The organism is Brevundimonas sp. (assembly GCF_030656255.1).
Taxonomy (GTDB): Bacteria; Pseudomonadota; Alphaproteobacteria; order Caulobacterales; family Caulobacteraceae; genus Brevundimonas.
The window spans coordinates 1-18,833 of record NZ_JAUSOE010000118.1 but is presented as its reverse complement, the minus strand read 5'-3'; the positions used below and the strand labels follow the sequence as shown (position 1 = coordinate 18,833).

Below are 18,833 nucleotides of genomic sequence, written 5' to 3'. Positions count from 1 at the left end.
AAGCTTGCGCAGGAGAAATACCTGCTGCTTTTCAACAGGCACCATGGCCTCGACTGCCAGATTCTCCGCGTGGCGAATCCTTATGGTCCGGGGCAGAGGCCAGGCGGAAGTCAGGGCGTCGTCGCCAATCTCTTGGGCCAGGCCCTGAAGGGGGAGCCATTTCAAATTTGGGGCGACGGCAGTGTCGCTAGAGACTTTGTCCACGTCGACGACGTTGCTCATGCGCTAGTTTTGGCTTCCGACTACATGGGAGACCAGCGGGTCTTCAACGTCGGCAGCGGCCAAGCCCGCCAGATCGCTACGATCGCCGTGGACGTCGAACGCGTGCTCGGACTGCCCAACCACCCGCGGATCCACCACGAATCCCGCGGTTTCGATGTCCCGGAAAATTATCTGGACATCACGCGCATAGGTTCAGAAACGGGCTGGGCCCCAACTATGCCTTGGCTGGCGGGATTGAGAGAGACCGCCGAGTGGATACGGAGTCTAGCCCCGACGCGCGCAGTCTGATCGCGGCCAGCCAGTTTTCATACTCGGATCGATGACGCTCCGCGGTCATATAGCTCTGAAAGTAATTAATTTTTCGTATAGATTTCAGCCTCAGGGCGTTCTCCTTCGAACGCAGGATGCGACTGGACTTAAAGTGGTCCGCGCATTACGTAGGCCCTACTCGCGACAGGTCAGGAGAGGCTACTCATGTTCACGATTCCCGTCCGAGACTTCCAGTCTTTCAAGGACTTCTCGATCCTTCTGGACGGTTCCCAAAACTCCAGGATCGCCCAGGAAGCCGCGATAACTCAACCGGACGGGCAGTGGTGGGTGGACGGCTACTGTGAAGTCTGCGAGGCCGACCGTCAGTTCCTTGTAGACTACCAATACGGCGGCGACTATGTGAACTGGCGAGAGCGGCTAGAATGTAATGGTTGCTCGCTGAACAACCGAATGCGGGCGGCCTTGGCTTTAGCCAAAACACGCCTAGATCCGAACGCTAACGTCTATCTGACCGAGAACGTCACTCCTCTTTATCGTGAGACCAGTAAAGTCTTTTCTAAAGTCATCGGCAGTGAGTTCATGCCTGATGTTCCTCTGGGTAAGGAAAGGGACGGAATCCGAAGTGAGGATGTCACCAAACTGACTTTCAGCGAACAGTTCGACGCGGTGATGACCTTTGACGTCCTTGAGCATGTTCCCGCCTACCTTGAGGGTCTTCGAGAGTTTGCTCGGGTCCTGAAGCCTGGAGGCTGGCTCATCATGACGGTTCCTTACGACCTCTCAGCTACAAATACCTTGGTGCGGGCTGTTTCCGTCGAAAACAAGATCGTACATCTTGAGCCGCCAGAGTATCATGGGGATCCTCTGAACGGAGATGGAATCCTGAGCTTCTACACATTCGGCTGGAGTCTTTTGGATGATTTGCGTGGGGTTGGACTGAATCCCCAACTTGAGTTCTTTTGGTCCCGAAAGCAGGCTTACGTCGGCGGCCTGCAGTTTATTATCGTGGCGCAAAAGAGTGGGAGCTGACAATGGAAACCTGCTCTCGTATGGCGTTTAGCGAATCGGACGGCACTGCCGGCGGCTATTCTGCCAAACTCATCAAAACGCGAAGATTTGGCGACGCACGGGGCTGGTTTTCCGAGACCTATTCCGTGGCCACGCTGCAGGGACTGGGCGTGGATCTGACCTTTGTGCAAGATAACCAGTCATGGTCTGCTGCAGCCGGAACCGTGCGGGGAATCCACTTTCAGAAGCCTCCGCACACACAAGCCAAGCTCGTGCGCTGTGTAGCAGGCAGCGTCATGGATTTCGCGATCGATCTTCGCAAGGGATCGCCGACATACGGCCGATACGTTCAGGCCCTGCTGTCGCGTGACAACGGCGATCAGTTGCTGGTTCCAGTAGGATTTGGCCACGCATTCGTAACGCTCGAACCGGACAGCGAGGTCGCCTACAAGGTTTCGGGCGTGTATGCGCCGGAATGCGAAGGGGGGATCATCTGGGATGATCCGGACATCGGCATCGACTGGCCCCTGCCCGCGACCGGTGCGGTTCTCTCGGAGAAAGATCGGGTTCTTCCGGGCCTGGCTGATTTCGACAGTCCGTTTGCCTATGACGGTCCCCCCCTGACGTCTCTCTGAGAGCCGGCGCCGGTATCGAGATACGGACTACTGGAGTAAGACATGCGGATTTTCATCACCGGCGCGGCCGGCTTCATCGGGTCGGCGTTAGCTCGCCATCTGATCGCCGACAGCGATCATGAGATTCTGGTGTATGACAAACTGACCTACGCGGGACTGCTGAGCTCCTTGGCGGAGATTTCAGACAGCCCGCGCTACCGGTTCGTTCAAGGCGACATCTGCGACGCCGCCGCCGTTTCCACGGCCTTGGCTGACTTTCAGCCCGACGTGATCGCTCACTTGGCGGCCGAAAGTCACGTTGATCGGTCAATCGACGGCCCCGGCGAGTTCGTGCAGACCAATGTGGTCGGAACCTTTGTTATGCTTCAGCAGGCGCTGCAGCATTTTCGCGGCCTCGACGCCGACCGCCAGAGGCGTTTTCGCTTCCACCACATTTCCACCGATGAGGTTTTCGGCTCTCTGGGCGCTGACGGCTTATTCGAGGAGACGACGGCTTATGATCCGCGATCGCCGTACTCCGCGTCCAAGGCGGCATCGGATCACCTGGCTCGCGCCTGGTGGCACACCTACGGGCTCCCTGTCCTGGTGACCAATTGCTCAAACAACTACGGACCCTATCACTTCCCGGAAAAGCTGATCCCTCTGATCATTCTCAAAGCGCTCGCGGGCGAGCAGCTTCCAGTCTACGGCGACGGTTCTAATGTGCGGGACTGGCTGTTTGTGGAGGACCATGCCCGTGCCTTGAGGGCAGTCTTCGAACGCGGGGCGCCCGGCGAGACGTACAACGTCGGCGGCAATGCCGAACGACGGAACATCGACGTCGTCAAGTCGATCTGCACGGTCCTGGACCGTATCCAGCCGCGTGAAGATGGCGTGCCCTACAGCGATCAGATCACCTTTGTTTCCGACCGGCCTGGGCATGACCAGCGCTATGCGATTGACGCGTCAAAGATTCGCCGGGAGATGGGCTGGACACCGGTCGTGACGTTCGAAGAAGGCATAGAACGTACAGTAAGGTGGTTCCTGTCCAACCGGCCATGGTGGGAGGACATTATCGCCCGACGCTATGCCACCCAGCGGTTGGGCCAGGATGGCTAAGCCGATCGATATCCTAGTCACGGGTGGCGCGGGCCAAGTCGGGCTTGAGCTCGCGGAGATCGTATGGCCTGCAGAGGTTCAGCTGCACAGACCTGGCCGCGACCAGCTCGATCTTGCCGATCCCCACAGTGTCGCGGCCCTGTTCGAGAAGCAGCGGTTCGATGCTGTGATCAACAGCGCGGCATACACCGCCGTCGATCGCGCCGAACAGGAGGTAGCCGCCGCTTTCGCAGCCAATGCCTTGGGCCCCGCCCTGCTGGCAGATCACACGCGCCAAGCCGGCATTCCCCTGATCCAGGTCTCGACCGACTATGTGTTCGACGGTTGGTCGGACCGCCCCTATGAGGAGACCGATCCGGTCGATCCCTTAGGTGTATACGGCGCCAGCAAACTGGCCGGAGAGCTGGCGGTCCGAAGAGGAAACCCACGCAGCGTCGTCCTAAGAACCGCATGGGTGCTCAGCCGGCACAGAAGCAATTTCCTGAAGACCATGCTGCGAATCGGCGCTACCCAGCCAATGGTGCGCGTGGTGGATGATCAGTTCGGCTGCCCGACCTCAGCGAGAGACATCGCCACAGCGCTCTCGACAGTGACGCTGCGGATGATCGACGATGCGCAGGCGCCGACCGGCGTCTATCATTTCGTCAACAAAGGCGAGACCAGTTGGTGCGGCCTAGCGCAGGAAATTTTTCGCGTGAGCGGGATGCTCGGCGGTCCGAACCCGGTAGTCGAAGGAATTTCGACTAGCGCCTATCCCACGCCGGCCCGTCGGCCCGGCCGATCTAGCCTTTCAACTGCAAAGCTGATGGCAGATTTCGGTATTACGCCGCGGAAATGGAAAATGGCAGTGGCGGACATCATACCGCTCGTCCTCAGCAAGGAAGCGACACAATGAAAGGCATCATTCTAGCTGGCGGGTCAGGCACGCGCCTGCACCCCATGACCCTCGTAACGTCTAAACAGCTCATGCCGGTCTACGACAAGCCGATGATCTACTATCCGTTGTCGACCCTCATGCTGGCCGGTATCAGGGAAGTCCTTATCATTTCAACTCCCCGCGATATCCCCTCGTTTCAGGCTCTCCTCGGCGACGGATCGCGTTGGGGGATGTCGATAGAGTATGCGGTGCAACCCAGCCCGGATGGTCTGGCCCAAGCCTATATTATCGGGGCCGATTTTGTCGGTTCGTCACCGTCCGTTCTGATCCTCGGCGACAACATCTTCTATGGCCACGGCATAACTGATCTGTTCCGCAGAGCCATCTCGCGCCCGAGCGGAGCGACAGTGTTCGCTTACCATGTCAACGACCCGGAACGGTATGGCGTTGTCGAGTTCGACGATCGGATGAAGGCCTTGAGCATCGAGGAGAAGCCTGCCGAACCCAAATCGCCCTGGGCCGTCACGGGCCTCTATTTCTATGACAGCGACGTCTTGGATATCGCGGCGAACTTGAGCCCCTCACCCAGGGGAGAGCTTGAGATCACGGACGTAAACCGCGAATATCTTCGTCGAGGCAAACTTTCAGTCGAAATCATGGGACGTGGCTTCGCCTGGCTTGATACCGGCACGCCTGATAGCCTTATGGAAGCTGGTGAGTTCGTTCGCACTCTCGAAAAGCGCCAAGGCTTTAAGGTCGCCTGTCCTGAGGAAATCGCTTTTGAGCAAGGTTTTATTGGTGAGGCGGATATGGAAACAATCGTCGTCGCACTCGGCAAGAGCCAATACGGCCAGTATCTCAGAAAGTTATTGGCGCAAAAGGGCTGATGGCAGCTACTCGAAAGGCTCGTCATCGTCGTTCGGTTGAACTCGCTCAAGCGAGGCCCCCATGAACTGGAACTGGCCACCCAGCGAACTTTCCGAGATCGCGATCTGCACCTCTGCCGCAGCGACATAAGACCAGTCATAAGTGGCGCTCATACTATAATATCCGGGCTCGCTCGGCGAAAACGGGATAACTGTATAGCTTGCCATATCTCCCCATTCGAGGCGGTATTGGTGTCGGGCGGTGTCTTTGTCGACGGCAAACCGAACCTCAACGCGCCATTTCCCCGGTGGTAGACAAACGTAGGTACCAAATACCAGGGGCCTTTGGCGACCGGTTACGTCAATACATCCGTCGACAACTTTCGGATTTCGCGAGTTATAGGAAAAGAGGTCTGCCGACCATTTCGCGGTGACGCCCGGCTCTGGGCTCACGAGGCATCGAAAAGCATTCTCGACAGAACGCCTGAGTTCGCTGTCCGGCAGGACGGCGGCCAGAAGGGGAACTTGGAAGGAAAACTCAGCAAATGCATTGAATTCTTTCTTCCCGGCCGACAGGTCGCCGTCGCTGTAGTGACTGGTGACTTCACGCGGCAAAATATGTCCAAGCGCAAGAATCCGGGAGGCATACGTCAGCCGGCGCCCTGGCTCAACTTTGAATAGCTGCTCGGCCGCTTCTGCGGTCGACAGAAGGCCGGTCGAGATGATCGCAAACCGGTCTACCGCTAGCCGATCTAGCGCCGCCGCATCGAGCAGTACCGCAAGTGTTTCCGTCGGTCGGGTAATGGGTATCTCGTTGTCGAGACCCACAACCAGCATATCCCATCCCTTGGCTTGGGCCGCGTCCTCGATAATCTTCAGCCAAGCCGCTGTATGCAGTGAAGGAACAATCATTACGCAATGGCTAACGCAAACCCTAACTTGGCCAGCAGCATCAATCACCGTTTTGACGGACGCCTTCGGGTCGAAGACTGTCTCCATCAGGTTGCTCTCAGCCATGAGTAAATTTCTACCGCCTCGTTGACGTCATCAAAAATCTTGGCTTTCCCGCTCTCTATGACGAGGGCGCGATCGCAATGGGCGGCTATGAGCGCTACTTCATGCGAAGCCATGACAAAGGCTCGATCAGCCCGGCGCTCAAACAACTCTTCCTGACATTTTCGCTGGAATCGGGCGTCTCCTACGGCAACCAGCTCGTCGATCAGGTAACAATCGAAATCGATCGCCAGCGAAAGGCCAAAGGCCAAGCGGGCCCGCATGCCTGAAGAATAGTGCTTGACCTGTTGTTTAAGGGCCGAGCCCAGCTCGGCAAAATCGTCGACGCGCGTGAGCGTGTCCTGAAAATCCCGATCATAGATGCGCGATAGAAAACGTATGTTGTCCAGTCCTGAAAGGCTGCCTTGAAAGCCGTCGCCGAAGCCGATCGGCCACGACGAACTCATGTTCCACCCAATCTGGCCAGCCGAAGCCGGCAATATCCCGCCAAGCATCTTGATCAGGGTGGACTTTCCTTGTCCATTCCGGCCTAGCAGCGCGAGCCGGTCCGACCGCCCTAGGTCCAGATCAAGACTGTCGAAAATGACTTTCGAAGTGCCGCGGTAGGTCTTTGCCAGACCCCGGACACGAAGGCCGACTGGGTCTGCACTCGGATCACCCAGCATCAGCCGTGCCTGTGTTCACGGACTCCTGCCCATACGAGCCATCCGATGCCATAAAGGCCGAAAAGTGTTGCAAAGACAGTCAGAATCGCTAGCCAGCGTTTGGGCTCCTCGGGTTCATCAGGCAGGCTGGGGCTGACGACACGATCCAAATAAAGCTTCTGTTTCTGCGCGTCCTGTTCAGCCGAGATCACCACGGCGGATGCCATGGCAAACTCCTTATCCGCCAATTCTCGCTCCAGAACCAAGGCTTCATAAGTGCTCGCCTTAGAGGCTAGGGACGCGGAGCCGCCCGCGAGGCTGCCGCGCTCGGCCTCGATCTGACGCTCATAGGCGGCTATGCGGCCGTCCAGCATCGGCAATTGTGGACTGGTGGGGGCGTCTTGAGCCAACTGCGCCCTTTCCGCGCGCAGTTGTGCAACGCTGGCGCGGAGACCGCCTATCAGTTCCGAACTCTCGCGCGCGTTGATCTGGGGATCGAGAAACTGCTCTTGGGTCTGGAAGGCCAAAAGCTTGCGCCGGCTTTCGTTCGCCGCCGCTGACGCGCTCTCTCTGGCCCGGAGCGCATTCGCTACGGCGTCACGGGAAGCCCGTTCGTTCAGACGGTTTACCAGTTGCTCACCGCCGCTCAGCAGGCCCTCGGCCAATCGATTGGCGTCGCGAGCCGAAAAGGCCTCGACGCGGAGTTTGCTGATGCCCGTGGTGGAGTCGTAGCCTACCACGACGAAGCGCTTGAATGCACTGAAGAGCGCCTCGGAACTGCGGCGTTCCCAAGGTCGCGGATAGGACGTCAATATATCGGAGCCCCGCTGACCCAGCATTTTCTCAATGTCGTTGCGCCTCCTCAGTTCTGTCAGGCTATCACGCGAGCGGATGTATTCATGAACCGCGAAGGCGTCGGTTTGGGTGCTGGCTAGACCAACGCCTTGGAGAGCCACGCCCAAAGACGACGGCTGAGAGCCGCCACTTGGCGCACGGACGATGAACTGAGCCTCAGAGACATAGCGGGGCGCGGCGATGAACAGATAGTAGATCGCCGCCAGCAGCGTCGGAATGAGCACAACTACGATGAATGGCCAAGGGGCCCGCTTTAGCAGCGGCGCCTTCATTCGCGTCGACGCTCCTGATGCCGACAGCGGGCCGAGGTATTTGAGACGATTGTCGGTCATAGGGTATCCATCGAGGCCGGGGCCGCGGGTGTAAGGCCACCGTCATTCCACATCAACATGGTCCTTCGACGAGGCTAGCAAGAGCAAGCCGAACAGATTGAGCAGCCCTGCGCACACGACTGCATAAACTGGATGATAATAGGTCGGTACGAACTCGCCAAACACGCCGTCCCGGATCATCTCGATGGCGTTAGGGTAGGGAACAAGCAGAAAGGGTTCACGAAAGCGATCAGGTATCCAGCCAACCATGAAGAATGCCCCTGAAATTGGTATGAGGGCGTATGTCAGAACTGGCACAAGTCGCTCCATAAGATCCGATCGCATCGAGGTCGCGGCCATGATGATGGCAGTTCCGTTGCCCATTAGGGCTAGCAGTATCCATCCTGAATAAAGCAGCAGCCAGTTGGCAGGCAAACTAACCTGTCCCAATGCTACGAGGAGGACGTAAACGACCAGAAACGCCGCAGTCCCCCCCGCGAACTCAAGAAGATTGCGTGCGAGGAACAGGTGCAGGACCGAAATCTGCCGGTGATGCATAAGCCCGATATTGCTCTGAAGTGCATACATGCTGAACCCGATCTGGTGCCTCAGCAACAACAGGCTCATGTAACCCGTCATCACGAATGGCCCCAGGCGGATGCCGTGCTCATATGCCGGCTTGATCAACGACCACATGACCAGAACGAACAGGCAGAACACCAGAGGTTCGCCAACGACCCAGAGGAAGCCCAAACCCTCACGCCCGAAACGGGTCGTGGTCTCGCGCATCATCAGCGCGCCAATAATTTTGAGGTGACGGCGAAGAGGGCTGATCGATATCAACATTATATAGAAATGCCTCGGTTCCGACAGACATTCCGTCCCGCTGCCGCCTGGAGCCCACATGGTTTCGCTGCACCATAGGGGGCCTCGAAGGCGGTGCAAGCACCAATTGTTCAGGAAGGTCGCCTGGAAGGATTGGCATTTGCTTTGGCCCAAAAAGCCTCTGTCCGAAAGCCAAGGCGGCCGGAAGCTTCAAGCACGTTTCGGTTGTAGCTCGCAATCCCCGTGCTCCGCGACGCGGCAAGGTTGAAGCCGTCGATGCAGATCGAAGGCTGGTCAGATTTCTCGCGAGGCGTTGTGGACATTCAGACTCATCTCGCGAAGCGGAGGCTTGTGGCGTTTGACCGGCCTAACATACGCTATGATCGAGTAGCCAGCGGCTCATCGCAGGTTATTCGGAAGCCATAGCGCGCCCTTCCCGCGTGACACCGCCCCCATCCCCCGCTATCTCGCGCGCGTGATGAACGAAACAGAACGCCAGTCGGAAGAACGCAGCTGGGAGACGGCGAAGACGCTCGCCGAGGCCTTGCCGTATATTCAGGTCTATGACCGCGAGACCGTGGTCATCAAATACGGCGGCCACGCCATGGGCGAGAGCGCCGTGGCGAGGCAGTTCGCGGCCGACGTGGTGCTGCTGAAGCTGATGGGGGTGAATCCGGTCGTGGTGCACGGCGGCGGGCCGCAGATCAGCGCCATGCTGGAAAAGGCGGGGGTGAAGTCCAGCTTCGTCGATGGCTTGCGGGTTACGGATCCGGCGACGATGGAGGTCGCCGAGATGGTGCTGTCGGGCGCGGTGAACAAGGAGATCGCTCACTGGATCACCATGGCCGGCAAGGAGGCCGACGTGCGCGGCGTCGGTCTGTCGGGCAAGGACGCCGGTCTGCTGACGGTCGAGAAGACGCGCCGGACCAAACGCGATCCCGACAGCATGATCGAGCACGAGGTGGACCTGGGCTATGTCGGCGAACCGACCAAGGTGGATCCCAAGCTGATCAAGGGCCTGATCGCGTCGGAGACCGAGGACTGGGTGCCGGTCATCGCCCCGATCGGGGTCGCCGAGGACGGACAGACCTACAACGTCAACGCCGACACGGTGGCGGGCGCCATCGCCGGATCGCTGAACGCCAAGCGGATGCTGCTGCTGACCGACGTGCCGGGGGTCAAGGGCGCGGACGGCGACATCATTCGCCAGATGACGCTGGAGGAGGCGCAAGCCCTGATCGACAGCGGCGTCGCCCACGGGGGCATGATCCCCAAGCTGGAGACGGCCATGGCGGCCGTGCGCGCAGGCGTCGAGGCGGTGGTCATCCTGGACGGTCGCCGGCCGCACGCCATGCTGGTCGAGCTGTTCACCGAATTCGGCGCCGGCACCCTGGTGAAGGCGTCTTGAGCGATCACCATTCTGCATCCCTTGGGCACGTGCGGGCCTGGGTGTTCGACATGGACGACACCCTGTATCCACGCGAGCAGGGGTTGATGCGGCTGGTGCAGGCGCGGATCAACGCCTTCGTGGTCGAGGCCGTGGGGCTGGATCCCGAGGCGGCGGCGGCGATGCAGCGCCAGTTCCTGGACGAGCACGGCACAACCCTGGCCGGTCTGATGGCCAACTATGCGGTCGATACCGAGCGGTTCCTGCATGAGGTGCACGACGTGCCGCTGGACGGGGTCGAGCCCAATCCACGGCTGGCCGAGCGACTGAAAAGCCTGCCCGGCCGCTGCTACGTCTTCACAAATGGCGCGCGGGAGTATGCGCATCGGGTGCTGGAGCGGATCGGGATCGCCGACTGTTTCGCCGACGTCTTCGCCATCGAGGACGGCGACCTGACGCCCAAGCCCAATCCCGCCACCTTCCGCCGTATGCTGGAACGGTTCGACATCGATCCGCACCAGGCCGCCTTCTTCGAGGATACGCCAAAGAACCTGGAGCCGGCCAAGGCGCTGGGCATGGCCACGGTCCTGATCGGTGACGGCCACGGCAAGCCGATAGGGCCGCACATCGACCATGTGGCCCCCGATCTCTTCGACTTCCTCTCCGACCTGACTTTCAAGGACGCCGCATGACCGATCTGTCGCATCTCGAATCCGTCGTCGAGGCCGCCTGGGAACAGCGCGCCGAGGTGTCCGCCGCCACGCACGGAGAGGTGCGCGACGCCGTAGAGACGGCGCTGGCCCTGCTGGATTCCGGCCAGGCGCGCGTCGCCTCGCGCGGCGAGGACGGCGTCTGGACCACGCATCAGTGGCTGAAGAAGGCGGTGCTGCTGTCCTTCCGCCTGAACGACAACCAGATCATGCGCGCCGGCCCGGCGTCCGTCATGCCGCTGTCGGCGGATCATCCTGCGGCCGTCGGACCCTTCTGGGACAAGGTGCCCAACAAGTTCGGCGACTGGACGGCGGCGGATTATCAATCGGCAGGCTTCCGCTCGGTCCCCGGCGCCATCGTTCGTCACGGCGCCCACATCGCAAAGAACGTCGTGCTGATGCCGTCGTTCGTGAACATCGGCGCCTATGTGGACGAGGGGTCGATGGTGGACGCCTGGGCCACGGTCGGCTCGTGCGCCCAGATCGGCAAGAACGTCCACCTGTCGGGCGGCGCAGGCATCGGCGGCGTGCTTGAGCCGCTTCAGGCCAATCCGACCATCATCGAGGATGGCTGTTTCATCGGCGCCCGGGCCGAGGTCGCCGAGGGCGTGATCGTGCGCGAGGGCGCGGTCCTGGCCATGGGCGTCTATCTGTCCGGTTCGACCAAGATCGTGGACCGGGCGACGGGCGAAGTCTTCCGCGGCGAGGTGCCGGCCTATTCGGTCGTGGTGCCGGGCGCGCTGCCTGATCCCCACGGTGGGCCGTCGCTGTATTGCGCCGTCATCGTCAAGCGGGTGGACGCCCAGACGCGGGCCAAGACCGGCGTCAACGAACTGCTGCGCGATTGATCAGGCGGCGATGCGGGCGTCTTGCATCAAGGGCGTGTCGAACGTCGCGTGAAGGGTGAAGGTTGATCCCTGGCCCGGGATCGACGCCACCGTGATCTCGCCGTCCATCAGAACGGCCAGACGCTGGCAGATGCTGAGGCCCAGGCCGGTGCCGCCGAACTTGCGCGTGGACGAACCGTCCACCTGGGAGAAGGGCTGGAACAGGCGCGAAAGGTCGTCGGCGGCGATGCCGATACCGGAATCGACGACGCTGATCCCAAGGGCGATGCGTCCGTCGGTGCGGGGTTCGCTTTCGACGACCAGACGCACCTCGCCTTGCGGCGTGAACTTGATCGCATTGGCCAGAAGATTATGCGCGACCTGGGCCAGGCGCAGCGGGTCCATCTTCAGAAGGGGCGGAAGATCGCCTCGGATCTCTGTCGCGAAAGTCAGGCCGCGCGCCTCGGCCTGGGCCTTGAACGGCCCCGTCAGCCGGGCCATCAGCGTGTCAGTCTCGATATCGTCGATGTCGAGTTCCATCTTGCCGGACTCGATCTTGGTGATGTCCAGGATGTCGTTCAGCAGCACCATCAGCCCTTCGCCCGAGTTGCGGATCACGCCGACGAATTCCTTCTGACGGTCGCTGAGTTCGGACATCTGCAGCAGTTGCGCCGCCCCCAGCACCCCGTTCATCGGCGTACGCAGCTCGTGCGAGATGACGCCCAGGAAGTTGGACTTGGCCGCGCTGGCGGCGTCGGCGCGATCGCGAGCGATTTCCAGCTCGGCGATCAGTTCGGCCTGGCGGCGGTTCACGGCCTCAAGGTCGCCGTCCTTCATCTGGGTGATGACAACCTTGATGAACAAGGCCAGCCCCAGGACGGGGACCATGCCGAGCATGACCCAGAAGCCCGGGTCGCCCCATAGGCTGATCAACAGCAAGACCGTCACGATGGAATAGGGCGCCGAGACGATCACCGCTTCTCGCGGCGCGGCGCGCATCTGTGTGAAGACCAGCACATAACCCGCCATCAGAAGACCGACGCCCAACGGCACGCCGTAGGCGCCGCCATGAACGAAGGCCAATAGCGGCGCGGCCGCCCAGGCGATGCAGGATACGGTCGCGATCGTCAGCTTGATGCGGTCGTGAAGTCGGCGATCCGATAGCACCAGGCGGCGTTCCACGAAGGTTCGGACTATGCCGATGGACGTGGCGGCGCAAAACCAGGCCACGGCTTCCCGCCAGCCCGTGACCGTGCCCAAGGCAAGCGCCCAACTGGCGATCAGCAGGTAACGCATATAGCCAGCGGCAATCACGTATTGCAGAACCGGGCGGCCTGCGGCGGATTGGGGCTGGGTCATCGGATCGCTCTCCAAGGTCAGAGAGCCAGCTTCGATGACGGTCGCCTAACATACGGTGAACGCTAGTCTTTATCGCTATTTGTGTCCGGTGTCGTATCTTTCGACGCCAAGAGGAAGGGTGGAGGCGGTTGCGGAACCGCCTCCACCGAGGGTCAGGCCGTCTTCATCGCGTCGGCGTTGACCGCGGCGTCGGCGATGCCGGTCAGGTCTTCGTCGGTCTGGGATTCCTCCTGCAGGGTCTCGTCCAGCAGGGCGGCGGCGTCCTTCATTCCCAGCACCAGCGCCCAGCGCTTCAGCGTGCCGTAGCGGGTGATCTCATAGTGTTCGACCGCCTGGGCGGCGGCCAGCAGGCCGGCGTCCAGCGCCGGGGTGCCCTTGTATTCTTCCATGATTTCATCGCCCTCGGCCAGGATGCCCTCGATGGCGTCGCAGGTCTTGCCGCGCGGGGCCTTGCCGATCAGTTCGAAGACCTGTTGCAGGCGTTCGAGCTGGCCTTCGGTCTGGTCCTTGTGCTTTTCGAAGGCGGCCTTCAGCTCGGGCGACTGCGCCGCGCGGGCCATCTTGGGCAGGGACTTCAGGATCTTTCGCTCGGCGTAATAGATGTCCTTGAGCGTGTCGTGGAACAAGGTGTCGAGGGTTTTCTCGGCCATGGTCGTGTCTCGCTATCTGTGATGGAGCGCAGGCGCGCACCCCGTCACAAGCGATCTTTCGGATTTGCGTTCCTCTGTTCGGTTTCGTGCGAAGGCTTAGACCTCAAGCGCCTCCCGCTCGGCGGCATGCCAGCGCCAAGCGGTGCGAACGATGTCGTCCAACGTTCGCGTCGGCCGCCAGCCCAGAACCTCGCGCGCACGGCTGTTGTCGGCCACCAGACAGGGGGCGTCGCCGGGTCGGCGCGGCGCGGTCTCGACGGGGAAGGGCCGGTTGGTCGTGCGGCGGATGGTGTCGATAAGCTCCCTGACCGTGGTGCCCGCGCCGGTGCCCAGGTTGAAGACCGTCGTCTCGCCGCCGTCGAGCAGGTATTTCAGCGCCCGCACATGGGCGTCGGCCAGGTCCGTGACGTGGACATAGTCGCGCACCGCCGTGCCGTCGCGGGTGTCGTAATCGTCGCCGAACAGCCTGAACCCCTGACGCTGGCCCAGCGCCGTCTGGAGCGCCAGGGGAATGGCGTGGGTTTCGGGGTGGTGGCGCTCGCCGATCCAGCCCTCTTCGTCGGCGCCGGCGGCGTTGAAGTAGCGCAGGCAGACCGAGCGGAAGCCGGCATAGGTCGAATAGTCGGCCAGGGCCTGTTCGACCATCAGCTTGGAGCGGCCATAGGGGTTCAGCGGCGCCTGGGGATGGGCCTCGTCCATCGGCAGATAGACGGGGTCGCCATAGGTGGCGCAGGTCGAGGAAAAGACCATCGCCCCGATCCCGCCGCGCCGCGCCGCCTCGATCAGTGTCAGGGCGCCGACGACATTGTTGTCATAGAAGCGGCCCGGTGCCTTGACCGATTCCCCGACCTCGATCAGGGCGGCGAAATGCAGCACCGCGACAGGTCTGTGTCTGGCGATCACGGCATCCAGACGGGCTGCGTCGCGGATGTCGCCGATCTCAAGGTCGCCCCACTGGACGAAGGCCGCATGACCGTTCGACAGATTGTCATAGACCACCGGCGTGAAACCGGCCTGGGACAGGGCGAGGCAGGCGTGCGAACCCACATAGCCGGCGCCGCCCGTGACCAGGATGGTGCTGGGCATGCCCGCTCTCCCCTTCGACCCTTGCCGGGACAGACACGGGAGCGTGCTGAAGCCTGACGCCCTATCCTAGGCGACAATCGTCGCGAAGGCGCGGCCTCAATCGGTTGTCTGGTCTCGTTTCAGGTCCGGCGGGGTCGCCTCGTCGGTCAGGATGCGGATGGCCTCCTCGACCGTGACCACCGTCTGGGCCTGGGAGCCCAGGCGGCGGATGGCGACCAGGCCCTGTTCGGCTTCCTGGCGGCCGACCACGGCGATGACCGGCACCTTGCCGACCGAGTGTTCGCGCACCTTGTAGCCGACCTTCTCGTTGCGAAGATCGATCTCGGTGCGCAGGCCGGCGGCCTTGAACCGAGCCATCACGTCGCGGGCGTAGTCGTCGGCGTCCGAGGTGATGGTGGCCACCACGGCCTGGGTCGGGGCCAGCCACAAGGGGAAGGCGCCGGCGTAGTTCTCGATCATGATGCCGATGAACCGCTCGAACGATCCCAGGATCGCGCGGTGCAGCATGACCGGCCGGTGCTTCTGGCCGTCCTCGGCGATGTAGGTCGCGTCCAGACGTTCGGGCAGGACATAGTCCAGCTGGATCGTGCCGCAGGTCCATTCGCGGCCGATGGCGTCCTTGACGATGAAATCCAGCTTGGGCGCATAGAAGGCGCCGTCGCCCTCGGTCACGACCGGCTCGGTCCCGGCGGCGCGGGCCGCTTCGGCCATCAGCGCCTCGGCCTTGTCCCAGAATTCGTCGGAGCCGGCGCGGTTCTCGGGCCGGGTGCCCAGGCTGATATAGGCGGTCTCCATGCCGAGGTCGGCGTGGACGCTGCGCGCCAGTTTGATGAACTCGGCCGTTTCCTCGACGATCTGGTCCTCGCGGCAGAAGATGTGGGCGTCGTCCTGGGTGAAGCCGCGCACCCGCATCAGGCCGTGCAGCGAGCCCGAGGGCTCATAGCGGTGGCAGGCCCCGAACTCGGCCATGCGCAGCGGCAGTTCGCGATACGACCGCTGGCCCTGGTCGAATATCTGCACGTGGCCGGGGCAGTTCATCGGCTTGAGGGACAGCTCCTCACCCTCGACCGTCTCGCAGACGAACATGTTGGGCCGATACTTGTCCCAGTGGCCGCTCTGTTCCCAGAATTTGCGGTCCAGCACCTGTGGCGTCTTGACCTCGACATAGCCGGCGGCGTCCAGGCGGCGACGCATATAGGCCTCCAGCACGCGCCACAGCACCCAGCCCTTCGGATGCCAGAAGACCATGCCCCGGCCCTCTTCCTGCATGTGGAAGAGCTCCATCGCCTTGCCGACCTTGCGGTGGTCGCGCTTCTCGGCCTCTTCCAGACGCAGCAGGTGGGCGTCCAGGTCTTCCTTGGTCGCCCAGGCGGTGCCGTAGATGCGCTGCAGCTGTTCGCGCTTCGAGTCGCCACGCCAGTAGGCGCCGGCCAGCTTGGTCAGTTTGAACGCCTTGCCGACGTGGCGCGTCGAAGGGAAGTGCGGACCCCGGCACAGGTCGATCCAGTCGCCCTGCTTGTACAGGGTGATCGTCTCGGTCCCCGGCAGGTCGCGGATCAGCTCGGCCTTGAACTTCTCGCCGCGCGCTTCGAAGAAGGTGATCGCCTCGTCGCGGTCCCAGATTTCGCGCTCGAATTTGGCGTCGCGATCGACGATCCGGCCCATTTCCTTCTCGATGGCGGCGAAGTCGTCGGTCGAGAAGGGTTCTTCGCGGAAGAAGTCATAATAGAAGCCGTCCTCGATGGCCGGGCCTATCGTGACCTGGGTGCCGGGGAACAGGGTCTGGACCGCCTCGGCCAGGACGTGGGCTGTATCATGCCGGATGGTGTACAGGGCCGCGGGATCGTCGCGCATGATCAGGCGGAAGTCGCCGCCCGTCTCCAGCACCCGACCCATGTCGCGCTGCTCGCCGTTCAGTTCGGCCAGCACGGCCTTCTTAGCCAGGGACGGGGAGATCGAGGTCGCCACGTCGCGCGCCGTGGAGCCTTCGGGATATTGGCGAACCGCGCCGTCGGGGAATTTCAGATCGATCATGTGTCAGTCTTTTATGGGCGGCACCGGGTCGTATCCCGACCCGCCGAAGGGATGGCATTTACAGAGCCTGCGCACGGTGAGCCATCCCCCACGGACCGGTCCATGCTGGATCAGGGCGTCGCGCCCATAATCCGAACAGGTCGGCAGGAACCGGCACTGCTGGCCGATCAGGGGGGACAGTGTCAGCTTGTAGCCCCGATGGGCCGCGCGGACGCCGCGTTCATAGAGAGACATATGTCCCTTCGCCGGGGGCTGGATGGGTTCGCCGCGCTTATCCCCCGTCATCGCAGGGGGATCAACCGGTCGTGCCCGTCAGGCCGCGCCGGCGAGGCGAGTTCGAGCGGTCAGGGCGTTATCGACCGCCTCCAGCGTCGCCTCGATGGAGACCAGAGTCGAGGCGTGGCGGGCCGGATAGTCGGCGACCTGTTTCAGCAGGCGCAGGTCCTCGAACCGGCCGGTCGGGCCTTCGCCGCCGGACTTCAGCATGGCGGACATGGCGTCGCGGGCATCATTGAGTTCATCGAGCGACGCGCCGATCACAGACTGGCCCAGCACCCCGGCGGCGGCCTGACCCAGGGCGCAGGCCTTCACGTCCTGAGCAAATTCGGCGACGCGACCCTGATCGTCCAGCGTCACATCCACCGTCGCGCGCGACCCGCACAGTTTCGCCACCCGCTCGCCGGTCCCCTGCGGCGCAGGCAAACGTCCCGCATGCGGCAGATTGGCCGCCAGCGTCAGGATGCGCGCGCTGTAGAGGTCGTCGATCATCCGGCGAAGATAGGATGCGTAAGGGCTTGGGGGAAGTCGCTAGGAAACCTCTCCCTCCCCGGAACGGGGAGGGTGGCCGAGCGGAGCGAGGTCGGGCGGGGAGGGTAGGGCGACGCCCCACTGACCTGTCCTGCATCCGGCAGTGCGGCCTTGCCGGGCCGCCCCCACCCGGTCGCTTGCGCGACCACCCTCCCCGAACGGGGAGGGAGAATAGCGGAGTCAACCGAGTCTGAGCGTCCCGTCGGTTCCGACACCCAGCCTCACGTCGCCATAGTCCGTCAGCTTCGGATGGTCCGTCTCCAACGGATGCGTCCAAGCCGCCGTCACCACCATCACATCCGCCCCGGCCGCTTCGCCCGCCCTGATGCCGGCCTCGGCGTCCTCGAACACCAGGCAGTCGGCGATGGCGAAGCCCAGGGTGGCGGCGGCCCTCAAGTAGCCGGCGGGGTCGGGCTTGCCGCGTTCGACGTCCTCGGCGGTGATCATGACGGCGGGCGGGGTCACGCCGGCCGCCTTCAGCCGGGCGCGGGCCAGGGAGACTGACGCGGAGGTGACGACGGCCCAGCGGTCGGGCGGCAGGCGTTTGACGAAGTCGATGGCGCCGGGAATGGGGGCGACCCCGTCCACGTCCTCGATCTCGCCGCGTTCGACCCAGGCGACCTCGGCGTCCAGGTCGATGTCGGGCAGGTTCTGGTTGCGGATGGTGTCGATGGCCCGCACCCCGTGCATGACCGACAGCAGGGCCGCGACGTCCAGGCCGTGACGTCCGGCCCAGCGGGTCCAGACGCGCTCGGCGGCGAGCGTCGAGGTGATCAGGGTGCCGTCCATGTCGAACAGGAAGGCCTGGTAGGCGCGGGGCGTGGGGAGGGAGGTCATGGCCCTCATCCACCACGCGCGCGGTCCGGCCGCAACGGGTCGATCAGCCGCCTTGCAGCGAATTCCAGGTGCGGGCCGTGTCGGTCGTCGGCGTGTTCGCCGGTGCGCCGCCGCTGGACGACGCGGCGCCGGCCGTGCCGCGCGCACGCAGCCATTGCAGGTTCTGCTCGGCCTGTTCGGGCGGCAGTTCGCGGCGCAGGATCTGTTCGGCCTCGCCCATCTTGCCCTGCAGGCCCAGCACCATGGCCAGGTTCTGGCGCACCTTGGCCGAGGCGGTCGGCTGGGCGACGGCGCGGCGCAGCAGGGTCTCGGCGCCGGGCGCATCGCCCTGGGTCAGGGCGGCCGTGGCGGCGTTGGTCAGGACATCGGGGTTGTCGGGCGACAGGGCCAGGGCCTGGTTCCAGGCCGCGCGGGCGTCGTCGGTCCGGCGCACCTGCTCATAGGCCACGCCCAGCAGTGAATAGGCGCGCCAGTCGCGCGGCGCCTGATTGCGGGCCTGTTCCAGGGGCGC

The 18,833-nt window shown here is 62.7% G+C and carries 21 protein-coding genes; 9 read left to right on the top strand and 12 right to left on the bottom strand.

Annotated elements, in window-relative coordinates:
• Positions 1-21: 21 nt before the first annotated feature.
• From Q7J26_RS17140 to rfbA, 6 genes are all read left to right on the top strand, one after another.
• Positions 22-510 carry an NAD-dependent epimerase/dehydratase family protein gene (locus tag Q7J26_RS17140; protein WP_370651941.1) on the top strand — a complete coding sequence of 163 codons (489 nt, stop codon included), beginning with the start codon at positions 22-24 and terminating at the stop codon, positions 508-510.
• A 186-nt stretch (positions 511-696) separates the two neighbouring features.
• Positions 697-1,521: a class I SAM-dependent methyltransferase gene (locus Q7J26_RS12340; protein ID WP_304936707.1), complete on the top strand. Its 825-nt coding sequence runs from the start codon at positions 697-699 to the stop codon at positions 1,519-1,521.
• 2 nt (positions 1,522-1,523) lie between these two features.
• Complete coding sequence (gene rfbC, locus Q7J26_RS12335; protein WP_304936706.1) at positions 1,524-2,135, top strand: dTDP-4-dehydrorhamnose 3,5-epimerase; 612 nt, start codon at positions 1,524-1,526, stop codon at positions 2,133-2,135.
• A gap of 42 nt (positions 2,136-2,177) precedes the next feature.
• Positions 2,178-3,233: a dTDP-glucose 4,6-dehydratase gene (gene rfbB / locus Q7J26_RS12330; protein ID WP_304936705.1), complete on the top strand. Its 1,056-nt coding sequence runs from the start codon at positions 2,178-2,180 to the stop codon at positions 3,231-3,233.
• Positions 3,226-4,128 carry a dTDP-4-dehydrorhamnose reductase gene (gene rfbD, locus Q7J26_RS12325; protein WP_304936704.1) on the top strand — a complete coding sequence of 301 codons (903 nt, stop codon included), beginning with the start codon at positions 3,226-3,228 and terminating at the stop codon, positions 4,126-4,128. The genes rfbB and rfbD overlap by 8 nt, the downstream gene beginning before the upstream one ends.
• Positions 4,125-4,997: a glucose-1-phosphate thymidylyltransferase RfbA gene (gene rfbA / locus Q7J26_RS12320; RefSeq protein ID WP_304936703.1), complete on the top strand. Its 873-nt coding sequence runs from the start codon at positions 4,125-4,127 to the stop codon at positions 4,995-4,997. Before rfbD ends, rfbA begins: the two co-directional genes overlap by 4 nt.
• Positions 4,998-5,003: 6 nt before the next feature.
• Here the strand turns inward: rfbA and Q7J26_RS12315 are convergent, their stop codons facing one another.
• From Q7J26_RS12315 to Q7J26_RS12300, 4 genes are read right to left on the bottom strand one after another with little or no spacing between them, the layout of a single operon-like run.
• On the bottom strand, positions 5,004-5,993 hold the full coding sequence (locus tag Q7J26_RS12315) for a hypothetical protein (RefSeq protein WP_304936702.1): 990 nt from the start codon (positions 5,991-5,993) through the stop codon (positions 5,004-5,006).
• A complete protein-coding gene (locus Q7J26_RS12310) occupies positions 5,975-6,655 on the bottom strand; it encodes an ABC transporter ATP-binding protein (protein WP_304936701.1) in 681 nt (226 codons plus the stop codon). The genes Q7J26_RS12315 and Q7J26_RS12310 overlap by 19 nt, the downstream gene beginning before the upstream one ends.
• The gene (locus Q7J26_RS12305; RefSeq protein ID WP_304936700.1) at positions 6,655-7,821 is read right to left on the bottom strand and encodes a chain-length determining protein; all 1,167 of its coding nucleotides are present in this window, start codon (positions 7,819-7,821) and stop codon (positions 6,655-6,657) included. The genes Q7J26_RS12310 and Q7J26_RS12305 overlap by 1 nt, the downstream gene beginning before the upstream one ends.
• Positions 7,822-7,863: 42 nt before the next feature.
• Positions 7,864-8,646: an ABC transporter permease gene (locus Q7J26_RS12300; protein WP_304936699.1), complete on the bottom strand. Its 783-nt coding sequence runs from the start codon at positions 8,644-8,646 to the stop codon at positions 7,864-7,866.
• Positions 8,647-9,103: 457 nt separating this feature from the next.
• Here Q7J26_RS12300 and argB point away from each other — a divergent pair, with 457 nt between their 5' ends.
• Genes argB through dapD form a run of 3 tightly spaced genes read left to right on the top strand, consistent with a single transcriptional unit; the run spans position 9,104 to position 11,570 of the window.
• Entirely contained in the window at positions 9,104-10,033 is a 930-nt protein-coding gene (gene argB / locus Q7J26_RS12295; protein ID WP_135194182.1) for an acetylglutamate kinase, read from the top strand.
• Between the two features lie 29 nt (positions 10,034-10,062).
• Positions 10,063-10,704, top strand: coding sequence for a pyrimidine 5'-nucleotidase (locus tag Q7J26_RS12290; protein WP_304936709.1), 642 nt, complete (start codon positions 10,063-10,065; stop codon positions 10,702-10,704).
• Complete coding sequence (gene dapD, locus Q7J26_RS12285; protein WP_304936698.1) at positions 10,701-11,570, top strand: 2,3,4,5-tetrahydropyridine-2,6-dicarboxylate N-succinyltransferase; 870 nt, start codon at positions 10,701-10,703, stop codon at positions 11,568-11,570. The genes Q7J26_RS12290 and dapD overlap by 4 nt, the downstream gene beginning before the upstream one ends.
• Here the strand turns inward: dapD and Q7J26_RS12280 are convergent, their stop codons facing one another.
• The 8 genes from Q7J26_RS12280 to Q7J26_RS12245 form a co-directional block, all read right to left on the bottom strand.
• Positions 11,571-12,908, bottom strand: coding sequence for a HAMP domain-containing sensor histidine kinase (locus tag Q7J26_RS12280; RefSeq protein ID WP_304936697.1), 1,338 nt, complete (start codon positions 12,906-12,908; stop codon positions 11,571-11,573).
• Between the two features lie 152 nt (positions 12,909-13,060).
• On the bottom strand, positions 13,061-13,558 hold the full coding sequence (locus Q7J26_RS12275; RefSeq protein WP_304936696.1) for a ferritin-like domain-containing protein: 498 nt from the start codon (positions 13,556-13,558) through the stop codon (positions 13,061-13,063).
• Positions 13,559-13,654: 96 nt separating this feature from the next.
• Complete coding sequence (gene galE / locus Q7J26_RS12270) at positions 13,655-14,644, bottom strand: UDP-glucose 4-epimerase GalE (RefSeq protein ID WP_304936695.1); 990 nt, start codon at positions 14,642-14,644, stop codon at positions 13,655-13,657.
• 96 nt (positions 14,645-14,740) lie between these two features.
• Complete coding sequence (gene thrS, locus Q7J26_RS12265; protein ID WP_304936694.1) at positions 14,741-16,678, bottom strand: threonine--tRNA ligase; 1,938 nt, start codon at positions 16,676-16,678, stop codon at positions 14,741-14,743.
• A gap of 3 nt (positions 16,679-16,681) precedes the next feature.
• On the bottom strand, positions 16,682-16,912 hold the full coding sequence (yidD, locus tag Q7J26_RS12260; protein ID WP_304936693.1) for a membrane protein insertion efficiency factor YidD: 231 nt from the start codon (positions 16,910-16,912) through the stop codon (positions 16,682-16,684).
• Between the two features lie 78 nt (positions 16,913-16,990).
• A complete protein-coding gene (locus Q7J26_RS12255; RefSeq protein WP_304936692.1) occupies positions 16,991-17,446 on the bottom strand; it encodes an iron-sulfur cluster assembly scaffold protein in 456 nt (151 codons plus the stop codon).
• Positions 17,447-17,665: 219 nt separating this feature from the next.
• Entirely contained in the window at positions 17,666-18,322 is a 657-nt protein-coding gene (locus Q7J26_RS12250) for an HAD-IA family hydrolase (protein ID WP_304936691.1), read from the bottom strand.
• A 43-nt stretch (positions 18,323-18,365) separates the two neighbouring features.
• Positions 18,366-18,833 (bottom strand): tetratricopeptide repeat protein (locus Q7J26_RS12245; protein WP_304936690.1); only part of this gene is annotated, 468 nt, incomplete at its 5' end.